The sequence below is a fragment of the Sphingomonas astragali genome, from assembly GCF_051400615.1.
Classification (GTDB): domain Bacteria; phylum Pseudomonadota; class Alphaproteobacteria; order Sphingomonadales; family Sphingomonadaceae; genus Sphingomonas.
The window spans coordinates 187004-199718 of the sequence record NZ_JBLFFH010000001.1; the positions used below are offsets into that span (position 1 = coordinate 187004).

The following is a 12715-nucleotide window of genomic DNA, read 5'->3' on the forward strand; positions in this document are numbered from 1 at the left end:
TTTCGCGTAGTATCGCGCCACCGGCGGCAGCGCGAAACGATATGCCGCCACAGACAAGACGCAGGAGAGATACGATGACCTATATCGAGGGGTTCGTGCTGGCCGTGCCCGCCGCGAACAAGGAAGCCTATCGCAAGCACGCCGCCGACGCGGCGCCGCTGTTCAGGGAGTTCGGCGCGATCCGCTTCGTCGAGAACTGGGGTGACGACGTGCCGGACGGCAAGGTCAACGACCTGAAGGGCGCGGTGAAGGCCAAGGACGACGAGGTCGTGGTCTTCTCGTGGCTCGAATATCCCGACAAGGCGACGCGCGACGCCGCCAACCAGAAGATGATGAGCGACCCGCGCATGGAGGAGATGGGCAAGACCATGCCCTTCGACGGCCAACGCATGATCTTCGCCGGCTTCGAGCCGATCGTCGAGGAAGGCGACGGCCGGGGCGCGGGGTACACAGACGGCTTCCTGGTGCCGGTGATGCCCGAGAACCGTGAGGCCTATCGCCAGATGGCGGCCAAGGCCGCGGGCATCTTCCGCGAACACGGCGCCGTCCGCGTGGTCGAGGCCTGGGGCGACGACGTGCCCGACGGCAAGGTCACCGACTATAAGGGCGCGGTGCTCGCCGAGAATGGCGAGAACGTCGTCTACTCCTGGATCGAATGGCCGTCCAAGGAGGCGCGCAACGCCGGCTGGGAGAAGGTGATGGCCGACGAGCGGATGAAGCCGCCCGCGGAGATGCCGTTCGACGGCAAGCGCATGATCTGGGGCGGCTTCGAGCCGATCGTCCAGGCCTGACCGGACGCACATAGTCATCCGTTCGCCCTGAGCTTGTCGAAGGGCGAACGGAAAGGCTTCAACTAAAGGAGAGAGTGCCATGGCCAATCCGCAGGGCACGCATATCTGGTACGAGCTGCTGACCACCGATCGCGACGCGGCCGTCCACTTCTACGAGGACGTGATCGGCTGGACCACCGCCGAGTTCCCCGGCGGCCACGGCGGCTACATCGTCGCCAGCGCGGGTGAGGACGGCGCCGCCGGGATCATGACCAATCCGGCCCCCACCCCGCCGGTCTGGCTCGGCTACGTCGCTGTCGACGACGTCGATGCCTCGGCCGAGAAGATCAGGTCGCTCGGCGGCGCGATCCACTTCGGCCCCGCCGACATCCCCGACGTCGGCCGCTTCGCGCTGGTTGAGGATCCGCAGGGCGTGAAGTTCAACATCATGCGCGGGTCCAGCCCCGAGGACAGCAGGGCATGGGACCGCACCGGCCTCGGCCATTGCTGCTGGAACGAGCTCACCACCACCGACCAGGCCGCCGCGCTCGACTTCTACAGCGAGATGTTCGGCTGGCGGAAGGACGGCGCGATGCCGATGGGCGAGCAGGGCGACTATGCCTTCCTCAGCGACGGCGAGGGCATGATCGGCGCGGTGATGAACCGCCAGGGACGCGAGCAGCCGACGATGTGGAACTATTATTTCCGCGTCCCCGGCCTCGACGCCGCGCTGGCCAAGGTCCGCGCCCGCGGCGGCAAGGTCCATTACGAGCCGATGGAGGTCCCCGGCGGCGAGCGCGTGTCGTTCTGCCAGGACCCCCAGGGCGCCGCCTTCGGGCTGGTCGAGCCCGCACGTTGACCACGATCCCCAAGGAGAAGCGAGATGACTGACGGTAAGCTGGTGACCTGCCTGTGGTTCGATCACGGCGAGGCGCGCAAGGCGGCCGAATTCTACGCCGCCACTTTCCCGGACAGCAGCGTCGGGCCGACCCACCAGGCGGCGACCGACTATCCCGGCGGCAAGCAAGGCGACGAGCTGACGGTCGAGTTCACCGTGCTGGGGCAGAAGTTCGTCGGCCTCAACGGCGGGCCCAACTTCAAGGCCAATGAATCGGTCAGCTTCATGGTCCTGACCGACGACCAGGCCGAGACCGACCGCTATTGGAACGCGATCGTCGGCAACGGCGGCCAGGAGAGCGCGTGCGGCTGGTGCAGGGACCGCTGGGGCTTCTCGTGGCAGATCACGCCGCGTGTGCTGTTGGAAGCGACGACCGATCCCGACCGCGCCGCCGCCAAGCGGGCGATGGATGCGATGATGACGATGCGCAAGATCGACATCGCCGCGATCGAGGCCGCGCGCCGGGGCGAGCAGGTGCCCGCATGACCGCGGCGCATGAGCTCAAGATCGAGCGCGTCCTCGATGCGCCGGTCGAGGCGGTGGCGCAGCGCCTGCGGGAGACCGTCGATGCGTAGCATCATCGGCGGCGCCTTCCTCTCGCTCGACGGGGTGATGCAGGCGCCGGGCGGCCCCAGCGAGGACCCGACCGGCGGCTTCGCGCTCGGCGGCTGGTCCACGACCTTCTGGGACGAGGCGATGGGCGAGGCGATGGGCGGGCTGTTCTCGCAGCCCTACGACCTGCTGCTCGGCCGCAAGACCTATGAGATATTCGCCGCGCACTGGCCCTATGCCACCGAGGGGCCGGACAAGGAGATCGCGGACCAGTTCAATGCGGTCGCCAAATATGTCGTCACCTCGTCGGCCGCGCCGCTGGAGTGGAACAACAGCCATGTCGTCGGCGGCGACGTCGTGGCGCGGCTGGCCGAGCTCAAGGCCGGCGACGGACCCGACCTGCTCATCCAGGGCAGCACGACGCTCTATCCGCAGCTCTTCGCGGCGGGGCTGATCGACCGGCTGTTCGTGATGACCTTCCCGGTCGTGCTCGGCGGCGGCAAGCGGCTGTTCGGACCGGGCACGCCGCCGTTCGCGCTGAGGCTCGTCGACCACAAGGTCGCGACCACCGGCGTGGCGATCGCGACCTACGAGCCGGCCGGACCGGTGCCGATCGGATCGTTTGCCCTCGCCGAACCGAGCGCGGCGGAAGTGGCGCGGCAGGAGCGGATGAGGATCGAGCGCTAGGGTTCTTCCAAATCCTCCCCGAGCAAGCTCGGGGAGGACTGGGTCACGCGAACGCCGGCGCCTTCCTCAGCCGCTGATAGGCCTCGACCACCTTCTGCAGCGCCGCCTCATGGGTGCGGTCGCCGCCGTTGCGGTCGGGGTGGAACTTGCGGACCAGCTCCGAATAGCGGGCGCGCAGCGCCTTGCGGTCGGCATCGACGCCGAGCCCGAGCACGCGCAGCGCCGCGCGGTCCTCGGGCAAGAGCGGCTTGCCGTCGGCGCGCGCCTTCTCCGCCGCCATCCGCTCGCGGAAGCGCGCGCCGATCGCGTCGAGCGGGTCGCTGAAGTCGGCCCAGCGCGGCGGACGGTCGGCGCCGGCGGTGGCGAAGGCGCGGGTTTCGCGCTCCCAGCCGGCATAGGGACGCTGCGCCTCGTGGATTTCCTCCGGCGTCATGCCGTTGAAGAAATTGTACCTGGCATTGAACGCGCGGACATGCTCGAGGCACAGCCAGCGGTAGCGTACCGGCCCCTCGCCGCGCGCGCCCGGGCCCTCCAGCGGCGGCGCGCGGAACTCGCCGGGTTCGTCGCAGCCCGGTTCCTCGCACAACCGGCCTTCCGCTTCCACGCGGCCGTGGAAGCGAGCGTTGGGACGATCCTTTCCAGGTATTCCGCGCGCCACTCAAACCTCTCGCAAAACCATCTATATAGACGCGATGACCGCTCCCGCCACCGGCCCAATCGCCGCCGAAATCACCGTTCGCCTCCGCGAGGCGCTCCACCCGACGCACCTCGAGGTGGTCGACGACAGCGCCAGTCATCGCGGCCATGCCGGCCATAATCCGGCGGGCGAATCGCATTTCACCGTCATCGTGGAAAGCCCCGCCTTCGCCGGATTGAACCGCGTCGCGCGCCAGCGGTTGGTGAATGCGGCGCTGGCCGACCTGCTCCGCGAGCGCGTTCACGCGCTCGCGATCCGGGCGCGTGCTCCCGGAGAGACATGATGATCTACAACCTCTGGTACTGGACCGGCATCCAGGGACGCGGCGAGTTCGTCCGGCTGGCGATGGAGGCGGCGGGCATCGCCTACCGCGACTGCGCGCGCGAGCTGGGCGACCGGGCGATGATCGAAGACATGAAGGCACGCAGCAAGGGCGGCGGGCCGTTCGCGCCGCCCTATCTCGAGGTCGACGGCTCGGTGATCGCGCACGTCGCCACCATCCTGCTCTATCTCGGCGAACGGCATGGCCTTGCGCCGTCGACGGTGGCCGACCGCTATTGGCTGCATCAGCTCCAGCTCACGATCACGGACTTCGTCGCCGAGGTGCACAACGTGCATCACCCGGTAGGCACCGGCCTCTATTACGAGGACCAGAAGGCCGAGGCGGCACGCGCCGCCCGGGAGTTCCGCGAGGAGCGCATCCCCAAGTTCCTCCGTCATTTCGAGACCGCCGCCAACGCCAATGCCGGCGACTGGCTGATCGACGACCGCTGGACCTATGCCGACTGCTCGCTGTTCCAGGTCGTCGAAGGGCTGCGTTACATGTTCCCGAGGCGGATGGCGGCGATCGAGGGCGACTGTCCCGCGCTCGTCCGCATCCGCGATCGGGTTGCCGAGCTTCCCGGCATCCGATCCTATTTGCAGAGCGACCGCAGGATCGCGTTCAACACCGACGGTATCTTCCGCCACTATCCGGAGCTCGATGCGGCATGACCAACGAGGACCTATTCATCCACACGATCGCTCCGGTCACGCACGACCTCGGCGGGTTCAAGGTCCACCGCACCTTGCCGTCGAAGCCGCGGACGATGGTCGGGCCCTTCATCTTCTTCGACCAGATGGGGCCGGCGATCCTCGACGCCGGTACGGGCATCGACGTGCGACCGCATCCGCACATCAATCTCGCCACCGTCACCTACCTCTTCGCTGGCGCGATCGATCATCGCGATTCGCTCGGCACCAGCGCACGGATCGCGCCGGGCGCGGTCAACCTGATGACGGCGGGCCACGGCATCGTCCATTCCGAGCGCTCGCCGGCCGACGAGCGCGCGCACGGGCCGGAGCTGTCGGGCATCCAGACCTGGCTCGCGCTGCCCGAGGCGGTCGAAGACATGGCCCCGGCCTTCGAGCACGTCACCCGCGACGACCTGCCGGTGGTCGAGGACGAATGCGCCAAGGCGCGCGTGATCATGGGATCGCTGTGGGGCCGCCGGGCGCCGACCACCACCTATGCCGACACCATCTACGCCGACATCCAGCTCGCCGCGGGCGGAGCGATCCCGATCGATGCCGATGCCGAGGAGCGTGCGGTCTATGTCGGGGTCGGCGAAGCGACGCTCGACGGGCTGACGCTGGAGCCGATGACGCTCTACGTCCTGCGGCCGGGTACCGCGGCGACGCTGCGTTCGGCAAGCGGCGCGCGCGTGATGCTGTGCGGCGGCGAGGCGTTCGCGACCCCGCGCCACGTCTGGTGGAACTTCGTCTCGTCGAGCCGCGATCGCATCAACCAGGCCAAGAAGGACTGGCAGGCCGGCCGCTTCCCCAAGGTGCCCGGCGACGACAAAGAGTTCATCCCGATCCCGGAGGTGCCGAAGACGGTGAGTTATCCGTGACAATCGCCGTCATTCCCGCGAAGGCGGAAATCCATTATCGCTGAAGCCGGTGAGGCTCACCACAGCCAGCCAGAATGGATCCCCGCCTTCGCGGGGATGACAAATTGAGCGGGAGAGGATGATGACCGAACAGCTGCAGCGCATCACCCTTCCCACCGGCGTCGAGCTCGACGTCCAGGTCGCGGGCGATCCCGCGCATCCCGCGATCATCCTGCTCCACGGCTTTCCCGAATCGCATCGCACCTGGCGCCATCAGGTGCCGGCGCTGGCGGCGGATCATTTCGTCCTCGCTCCCGACCAGCGCGGCTATGCGCGCTCCTCCAAGCCCGAGGGGGTGGAGAACTACACGCCCGACAAACCGGTCGCCGACCTGATCGCGCTCGCCGATCATTTCGGGATCGAGCGCTTCACCCTGGTCGGCCACGACTGGGGCGGCGCGATCGCGTGGATGGCGGCGCTGCAGAACCCCACCCGGATCGAGCGGCTGATCATCGTCAACGCGCCGCATCCCTTCGTCTTCCAGAAGCTGATGTTCGACGACCCCGCCCAGCGCGAGGCGAGCCAGTATATCCGCGCCTTCCGCAACCCGGAGCTGGAGAAGCATATCGACGCGATCGGCCTGTCGGCGTTCTTCGACGGCAGCTTCATGCGCCACACCGACTTCGACAAGGTGAGGGACGAGAAGCCGGTCTACCTTGCGCAATGGGCCGAGCCGGGCGCGATGACGGCGATGCTCAACTGGTATCGCGCCTCCAGCATCGTCGTTCCCGCGATGGACGAGACGCCGGAGCGCCCCGCCTTCCTCGACGCGCCCTTCCCGCCGATCCAGCAGCCGACGCTGGTGATCTGGGGCACCGGCGACAAGGCGCTGCTGCCGTCGAACCTCGACGGCCTCGATGCGCTGGTGCCGAAGCTGACGCTGGCGAAGGTGGACGCCGGGCATTTCGTGCCGTGGGAAGCGCCCGAAGCGGTGACGAGCGTGATGCGGGCGTGGTTGGCTCGATAATTTTCAGACGGCGGTCACCCTCACCCTTCCCACTCGGCTATGCCGAGCGGGCCCCTTCCCTCTCCCGGCGGGAGAGGGAGGGAGGCGCGAAGCGCCGGAAGGGTGAGGATGACCACCGTCAAATCGTGATCCGCGCCGCCGTCTCGAGCTGAATCTCCGGCTCGCGCCCGTCCGGCTTGCCCGGCTTGACCCATGCCGCATGGGCGTGGGCGGTCGCCACCACCTCCCATTCCCCCGAGCCGGGCCAGCCGCGCACGCTCACCACCTGCTCGGCGAGCGCGCGGTCGGGCTCCATCGCCACCCAGGCGAGCGGCGACGTCGCCGTGGCGCGAGCGCCCGCCGCCGCCATCGCGGTACGGATACGCTCGGCGCTCGCCTCCGGCAGATATTGCCACACCACCGAATGCATCAGCACGCGGGTCACGCCCGGCGCCGGCGGCTCGGCGAGCCGCGCCTCGACCCAATCCGCCGCATCGCCGGCATCGAGCCGCACGCCCCGCTCGCGCACCATCGCGATCGCCTTGGCGAGCCGTTCCAGCCGCTCCGGCTTCTCCGCCCAGACATAGGCGGCGAGCCGCGCCTCGACCGCCGGATCGGTGACGTCGAGCGGCGCGACGTCGCAGCCGCGCGTGCTCGCGATCTCGATCGGCGGCACCTCGGGCGCGGGCCCGCGCCATTCGGGCGCGATCGTCACCGGCGAGTCGGCCGGACCGAGCACCGCCCCGCCGAGGTCGAAGCGATAGCGGTCGATCAGCAGGTTGAGCCCGCCGCTCGATCCGATCTCGAGGACCTCCAGCCTCGGCCCCCAGCGCCGCGCGACCTCGATCAGCCCGACGATCAGCGCGCCCGAGCGGCCGGGTTCGTTGGTCTGCGGGGGGCCGTCGAGCCAGGGCAGCAGCGCCTGGTCATGGCGGGCGAGCACGCGGTTGATCACCGCCGCGATCTCCTCCGGCCCCTGCATCTCGCCCGCGAACACCGCCGCCAGCTCCTTGTCCGCCCCTGCGCGAACCAGCGCGTGCAGTCCGCCGATCAGCCTGAGCGGCAGCGCGTCCCGGGTCGGCTCTCCCGCCCAGTCGAGCACCCGCTTGGCCGTGAGGCTGCCACGCGTCAGCCCCTCCGCGATCGCCGCGCAGATCGCGGCATAGATCGGCGCACCCATCCGGGTGCAGTAATATTCCTGAATCCGGAACGCTCCGCGATTGTTCGTCTCGTTCGCCACTCGCCCGCTCCTTCTGTTGCGCCGCCCATAGCGCACGATTAAGGCCGGCGCACGATGGCCGATCCGATCATCATCGCCGTGCCCAAGGGGCGCATCCTGGAGGAAGCCGTGCCGCTGCTGCAGCGGGTCGGCATCGACCCCGAGGATGCCTTCGCCGACGAGGATTCGCGCGCGCTGCGATTCAAGACCGGCCGGGACGACATCGACCTCATCCGGGTGCGCGCGTTCGACGTCGCGACCTTCGTCGCGCATGGGGCGGCCTCGCTCGGCATCGTCGGCTCCGACGTGCTCGAGGAGTTCGCCTATTCGGAGATCTATGCGCCTGTCGACCTCGGCATCGGCCATTGCCGCCTGTCGGTCGCCGAGCCGGCGGCGATGGCGGCCCGGGACGACCCGCGCGGCTGGAGCCACATCCGGATCGCCACCAAATACCCGAACACCACCCGCCGCCATTTCGAGGCGCGCGGCGTCGGTGCCGAGTGCATCAAGTTGAACGGCGCGATGGAGCTGGCGCCGGTGCTGGGGCTCGCGCCGCGCATCGTCGACCTGGTCTCCTCGGGCCGCACGCTCAAGGAGAACGGGCTGGTCGAGGTCGAGACGATCGCCGAGGTCACCAGCCGCCTGATCGTCAATCGCGCCGCGTTCAAGACGCGCGCGGAGGTGGTGCCGCTGGTCGATGCCTTCCGCCGCGCGGTGGAACCGGTCGCGGCATGATCAAACTCTCCACTTCCGACCCCGACTTCGCCCAGGCGTTCGACGCGCTGGTCAACGCCCGGCGCGAGGCGGACGCCGACGTCGCGCGCGACGTGCGCACGATCGTCGCCTCGGTGCGTGACGAGGGCGACGCGGCGGTCGCGGCTTATACCAGGCGCTTCGACGGCCATGATCTCCACGAGACCGGCTGGCGGATCGAGCGCGCCGACATGCTCGCCGCCTGGGAGGGCCTGGCGCCGGACCTGCGCGCCGCGCTCGAGCTCGCCGCCGAGCGCATCGCCGCGTATCACGCCAAGCAGGTGCCGGCCGACCGCGACGAGATCGACGCGAGCGGCGTCCGGCTCGGCGCGCGCTGGCGGGCGGTCGACGCCGCCGGAGTCTATGTGCCGGGCGGCCGCGCAGCCTATCCGTCCTCGGTGCTGATGAACGCGCTTCCCGCCAAGGCGGCCGGGGTCGAGCGGCTCGTCATGGTCACCCCCGCGCCCAAGGGCGAGATCAACCCGCTGGTCCTCGCCGCCGCGCATCTCGCCGGCGTCGACGAGGCTTGGCGGATCGGCGGCGCGCAGGCGATCGCCGCCCTCGCCTACGGCACCGGCCGCATCGCCCCGGTCGACGTGATCACCGGCCCCGGCAATGCCTGGGTCGCCGAAGCCAAGCGCCAGCTCTACGGCGTGGTCGGGATCGACATGGTGGCGGGCCCGTCCGAGATCGTGGTGGTGGCGGACGGCAGGAACGATCCCGAATGGATCGCCGCCGACCTGCTCAGCCAGGCCGAGCACGACCCCACCAGCCAGTCGATCCTGTTCACCGACGACGCCGCGCTCGCCGCCGCGGTGGCGGATACGGTCGACCTCCAGATCGGCCAACTCGCCACGCGTGAGGTCGCCCGCGCGAGCTGGGACGCCAACGGTGCGATCATCGTCACCGCCAGCCTCGAGGAGGCGCTGCCGCTGGTCGACCGCCTCGCGCCCGAGCATCTCGAGCTCGCCTGCGACGACCCCGAGACGCTGTTCGACCGCGTCCGCCACGCCGGATCGGTGTTCCTGGGCCGCCACACGCCCGAAGCGGTGGGCGATTACGTCGCCGGTCCCAACCACGTCCTGCCGACCGGCCGCCGCGCCCGCTTCGCCTCGGGCCTGTCGGTGCTCGACTTCATGAAGCGCACCAGCTTCCTCGCCTGCGACCCGGCATCGCTGGCCGCGATCGGCCCGGCCGCGGTGACGCTGGCGGAGGCCGAGGGCCTGCCGGCGCACGCCAGGTCGGTGGCGATGCGACTCTCAAGCCGATAGCTCCTCCGTCACCCCGGCCTTGTGCCGGGGTCCACCGGGAGGCGAGCCTATGCCGTCACGCCTCTTGCCACAGTACTTGCGGCCACGTGGATGCCGGAACAAGTCCGGCATGACGAGGGGGGACAAACCACTCTCTCGCAGTTTATGGGCCACACGATGACGACTCATGCCAATTCCCGAACCCGCGCACGCAGCCAGGCGCGCGCCGCTGCGCGGCTCGCCGCGGTACAGGCGCTTTACCAGCGCGAGATGGAGGCGACGCCGCTCGCGCAACTCCTCCATGAGTTCCACCACCACCGGCTCGGCGCCACCATCGAGGATGTCGAATATGCCGACGCCGACGTCGATTTCTTCGATGATGTCGTGAAAGGCGTCGACGCCCGCGGCGAGGAGATCGACCGCCTCATCACCGCCAAGCTCTCGTCGGGCTGGAGCATCGACCGGCTCGACAAGCCGATGCGCGGCATCCTGCGCGCCGGCACCTACGAGCTGCTGGCCCGGAGCGACGTGCCGACCGCGACGGTGATCAGCGAGTATCTCGACGTCGCCGACGCCTTCTACGCCAAGCGCGAGAAGGGCTTCGTCAACGGTTTGCTCGACGCCGTGGCGAAGGACGTGCGCGGTTAGCGGTGGGCGAGATCGTCAACCTGGGCCGCGCCCGTAAGGCCAAGCGCCGCGCCGATGCGCAGGCCCAAGCCGCGACCAACCGCGTTGCCTTCGGCCGCACCAAGAGCGAGAAGGCAGCCGCCCGGCGCGAGGCCGAGCGGCGTGAGCATGAGCTGAACGGCGCCAGGCGGGACCGCTGACGCTAGGGGCGGCCCGACGCGTCGCGGCGGATGGTTAGCCACAGCGCCGAAACCAGGAAGTAGAAGGCGCCGAACGCGGCATAGGGTGCCACGTCAGTGATGCCCAGCGTGGCGCTTCCAAGCGATCGCTTGATGAAGAAGCCGCCGGCCAGCGCCGACTGCGCGCCGCTGAGGACCATTGCCCATTGCGCGCCATAGGACCGCCAGCGCCGCACGCCGGTGGCGAGTTGCAGGAGGCCGGCGAGGATCGCCCACACGCCGAACACGCCGACGACCACCCTCATGTCTCCGATCGCTGCCGCCACCGCGATCGTTGTCGTCGCGCTCACCAGCACGTTCAGTGCCTGGGTACGATTCGGTTTCAATCCGCCGTTCCGTGCGGCGTCGATCAGATTGGCGGCCGCGTCCCAGGCCGGATAGGCGATCAGCAGGACGGCGGCGGCGATCGGCGCCCCACTACCGAGCGAAAAGGCCGCGGCAACCCAGCCCGCTGCGACGACAGCGCGTATCCAGTAATAGTTCCGCAGCTCGGCAGCACCCGCTGCAGGTGCGCTCGCCGTCACAGAAACAGCGTTGTGTTCGACGACTCGACTCATGGAAATTCTCCATCTACCTATCAGTAGGTAGACGATAGGGCGATTGTCGTGCGCATTGCAAGCGATTACCTACCTATCGGAAGGTAGAAACATGGAACCAGCGCGATCCACAGCCGAGCAGATCGTCGATGAAGGCCGGCGCCTCATCATGACCCGAGGATACAACGGCTTCAGCTATGCCGACGTCGCCGCGGCGATCGGCATCCGAAAGGCGAGCATCCACCACCACTTCGCGGCCAAGAGCGACCTGGCGAAAGCAGTCGTGGAACAGTCGCGCGCCGTGATCCGCGCGCAGGTCGAACAGTTGGCGGACATCGAACCCGAAGCCAGTGAGCAGCTTCGCGCCTATGTGGCCTATTGGGAGCGCTGCATCGCCGATGATTCGGCGCCGTTCTGCGTGGCCGCGATGCTCGCTGCCGAGCTGCCGAGCCTGCCGGACGATCTCGTCGTCGTCGTCAGGGCGCATTTCGCCGAGCTGACGGGATGGCTGACGCGCATCCTGGCGCTGGGCGTCCGCCAGGGAAACGTATCGCTCGTCCGGCCGCCTGCGGAAGAGGCGGATGCCTTCATGTCGGCCGTCTATGGGGCGATGCTGTCGGCCCGCGCGTTCGACGATCCCGAGCGGTTCGCGGTGATCACCGAGACGTTGCTGTCGCGCATCGTTCGTCTCCGCTAGCGGAGTTCGGAATGACCGAAGCCCAGTTCCTTGCCGCCCTGCGCACCCTCCCGCTTCATCCTGGGGCGCTGGGCCTCGCCGATGATGCGGCGAGGCTCGGCGAGCTCGTCGTCACGACGGACCTGATCGCCGAGGGCGTCCATTTCCTGCCCGCCGATCCACCCGGCGACGTCGCCTGGAAGCTGGTAGCGGTGAACCTTTCCGATCTCGCCGCGAAGGGTGCCGTGCCGGAGGGCATCCTGCTCGGCTACCCCCTCGGCGACGAGGCCTGGGATCGCGCCTTCCTCGCCGGCCTGGGCGAAGCACTCGCCGCCTTTGCCTGCCCGCTTCTCGGCGGCGACACGGTGAAGGTCGCCGGGCCCCGTACCCTGGCGCTGACTGCGATCGGCCTGGCCGCCGTTTCTCCTACCCGATCCGGAGCGCGGCCGGGCGATGCGCTCTGGGTGACCGGTACGATCGGTGATGCAGGAATCGGCCTCGCAATCGCGCAGGGGGCCGCGGGGCCGCCCGAATTGCTCCAACGCTATCGTCGCCCCATCCCCCGCCTCACCGAGGGCCGCGCGCTCGCGCCGCTCGTCACCGCGATGATGGACGTGTCCGACGGGCTGCTGATCGATGCCGCACGCATGGCCGCCGCCAGCGGCTGCGCGGTCGCAGTCGACCTCGCGCGCGTCCCGCTTTCGCCGCACCATCCCGGCGACCGCCTCGCCGCCGTCACCGCGGGCGACGATTACGAGCTGCTGTTCGCCCTCCCCACCTGCACCGAGCCGCCCCTGCCAGCCACCCGCATCGGCACCTTCGCCGCCGGACAGGGCCTCAGCCTCACCGATGGCGGCACTCTCCTACCCCTCCCTCCGCGCCTCGGTTACGAGCACCGCTGACGGCACGCTTGCGCTCGGTCGGCTCGCCCTTA

General features: G+C 69.2%; 17 protein-coding genes. 14 read left to right on the forward strand and 3 right to left on the reverse strand.

Features of this window, described 5'->3' with window-relative positions:
* The first annotated feature begins 74 nt into the window (after positions 1 to 74).
* The 4 genes from ACMGER_RS00900 to ACMGER_RS00915 all read left to right on the forward strand — a co-directional run bounded on the left by ACMGER_RS00900 (position 75) and on the right by ACMGER_RS00915 (position 2907).
* The gene (locus tag ACMGER_RS00900) at positions 75 to 791 is read left to right on the forward strand and encodes a DUF1428 domain-containing protein (protein WP_436810245.1); all 717 of its coding nucleotides are present in this window, start codon (positions 75 to 77) and stop codon (positions 789 to 791) included.
* Positions 792 to 870: 79 nt separating this feature from the next.
* A complete protein-coding gene (locus tag ACMGER_RS00905) occupies positions 871 to 1629 on the forward strand; it encodes a VOC family protein (RefSeq protein WP_436810246.1) in 759 nt (252 codons plus the stop codon).
* A gap of 24 nt (positions 1630 to 1653) precedes the next feature.
* On the forward strand, positions 1654 to 2154 hold the full coding sequence (locus tag ACMGER_RS00910; protein WP_436810247.1) for a VOC family protein: 501 nt from the start codon (positions 1654 to 1656) through the stop codon (positions 2152 to 2154).
* A gap of 81 nt (positions 2155 to 2235) precedes the next feature.
* The gene (locus ACMGER_RS00915; protein ID WP_436810248.1) at positions 2236 to 2907 is read left to right on the forward strand and encodes a dihydrofolate reductase family protein; all 672 of its coding nucleotides are present in this window, start codon (positions 2236 to 2238) and stop codon (positions 2905 to 2907) included.
* Between the two features lie 43 nt (positions 2908 to 2950).
* On the opposite strand, the gene ACMGER_RS00920 is transcribed toward ACMGER_RS00915, so the two are convergent.
* The gene (locus tag ACMGER_RS00920) at positions 2951 to 3493 is read right to left on the reverse strand and encodes a J domain-containing protein (RefSeq protein WP_436810249.1); all 543 of its coding nucleotides are present in this window, start codon (positions 3491 to 3493) and stop codon (positions 2951 to 2953) included.
* A gap of 106 nt (positions 3494 to 3599) precedes the next feature.
* On the opposite strand from ACMGER_RS00920, the gene ACMGER_RS00925 reads away from it, so the two are divergent.
* The 4 genes from ACMGER_RS00925 (at position 3600) to ACMGER_RS00940 (ending at position 6502) form a co-directional block, all read left to right on the forward strand.
* Positions 3600 to 3887, forward strand: coding sequence for a BolA family protein (locus ACMGER_RS00925; protein WP_436810250.1), 288 nt, complete (start codon positions 3600 to 3602; stop codon positions 3885 to 3887).
* Entirely contained in the window at positions 3887 to 4597 is a 711-nt protein-coding gene (locus tag ACMGER_RS00930; protein ID WP_436810251.1) for a glutathione S-transferase, read from the forward strand. The genes ACMGER_RS00925 and ACMGER_RS00930 overlap by 1 nt, the downstream gene beginning before the upstream one ends.
* Positions 4594 to 5496: a pirin family protein gene (locus ACMGER_RS00935; protein WP_436810252.1), complete on the forward strand. Its 903-nt coding sequence runs from the start codon at positions 4594 to 4596 to the stop codon at positions 5494 to 5496. Before ACMGER_RS00930 ends, ACMGER_RS00935 begins: the two co-directional genes overlap by 4 nt.
* A gap of 121 nt (positions 5497 to 5617) precedes the next feature.
* Positions 5618 to 6502, forward strand: coding sequence for an alpha/beta fold hydrolase (locus tag ACMGER_RS00940; RefSeq protein ID WP_436810253.1), 885 nt, complete (start codon positions 5618 to 5620; stop codon positions 6500 to 6502).
* Between the two features lie 118 nt (positions 6503 to 6620).
* Here the strand turns inward: ACMGER_RS00940 and ACMGER_RS00945 are convergent, their stop codons facing one another.
* Positions 6621 to 7721 (reverse strand): DUF2332 domain-containing protein, encoded by a 1101-nt coding sequence (locus ACMGER_RS00945; RefSeq protein WP_436810254.1) that lies wholly within the window; start codon positions 7719 to 7721, stop codon positions 6621 to 6623.
* 54 nt (positions 7722 to 7775) lie between these two features.
* Here ACMGER_RS00945 and hisG point away from each other — a divergent pair, with 54 nt between their 5' ends.
* From hisG to ACMGER_RS00965, 4 genes are all read left to right on the forward strand, one after another.
* The gene (hisG, locus tag ACMGER_RS00950; RefSeq protein ID WP_436810255.1) at positions 7776 to 8435 is read left to right on the forward strand and encodes an ATP phosphoribosyltransferase; all 660 of its coding nucleotides are present in this window, start codon (positions 7776 to 7778) and stop codon (positions 8433 to 8435) included.
* Positions 8432 to 9724, forward strand: a complete 1293-nt coding sequence (gene hisD, locus ACMGER_RS00955; protein WP_436810256.1) for a histidinol dehydrogenase — start codon at positions 8432 to 8434, stop codon at positions 9722 to 9724. Before hisG ends, hisD begins: the two co-directional genes overlap by 4 nt.
* Before the next feature lie 156 nt (positions 9725 to 9880).
* A complete protein-coding gene (nusB, locus tag ACMGER_RS00960) occupies positions 9881 to 10351 on the forward strand; it encodes a transcription antitermination factor NusB (protein ID WP_436810257.1) in 471 nt (156 codons plus the stop codon).
* A 2-nt stretch (positions 10352 to 10353) separates the two neighbouring features.
* Positions 10354 to 10530, forward strand: coding sequence for a DUF4169 family protein (locus ACMGER_RS00965; protein ID WP_436810258.1), 177 nt, complete (start codon positions 10354 to 10356; stop codon positions 10528 to 10530).
* Between the two features lie 2 nt (positions 10531 to 10532).
* Here ACMGER_RS00965 and ACMGER_RS00970 read toward each other — a convergent pair whose 3' ends face one another.
* Positions 10533 to 11126, reverse strand: a complete 594-nt coding sequence (locus ACMGER_RS00970; RefSeq protein ID WP_436810259.1) for a DUF308 domain-containing protein — start codon at positions 11124 to 11126, stop codon at positions 10533 to 10535.
* 91 nt (positions 11127 to 11217) lie between these two features.
* Between ACMGER_RS00970 and ACMGER_RS00975 the strand changes: the two genes are divergently transcribed.
* Both ACMGER_RS00975 and thiL read left to right on the forward strand, forming a co-directional pair.
* A complete protein-coding gene (locus ACMGER_RS00975) occupies positions 11218 to 11802 on the forward strand; it encodes a TetR/AcrR family transcriptional regulator (protein ID WP_436810260.1) in 585 nt (194 codons plus the stop codon).
* Positions 11803 to 11813: 11 nt separating this feature from the next.
* Positions 11814 to 12683 carry a thiamine-phosphate kinase gene (gene thiL / locus ACMGER_RS00980; protein ID WP_436810261.1) on the forward strand — a complete coding sequence of 290 codons (870 nt, stop codon included), beginning with the start codon at positions 11814 to 11816 and terminating at the stop codon, positions 12681 to 12683.
* Positions 12684 to 12715 lie beyond the last annotated feature (32 nt).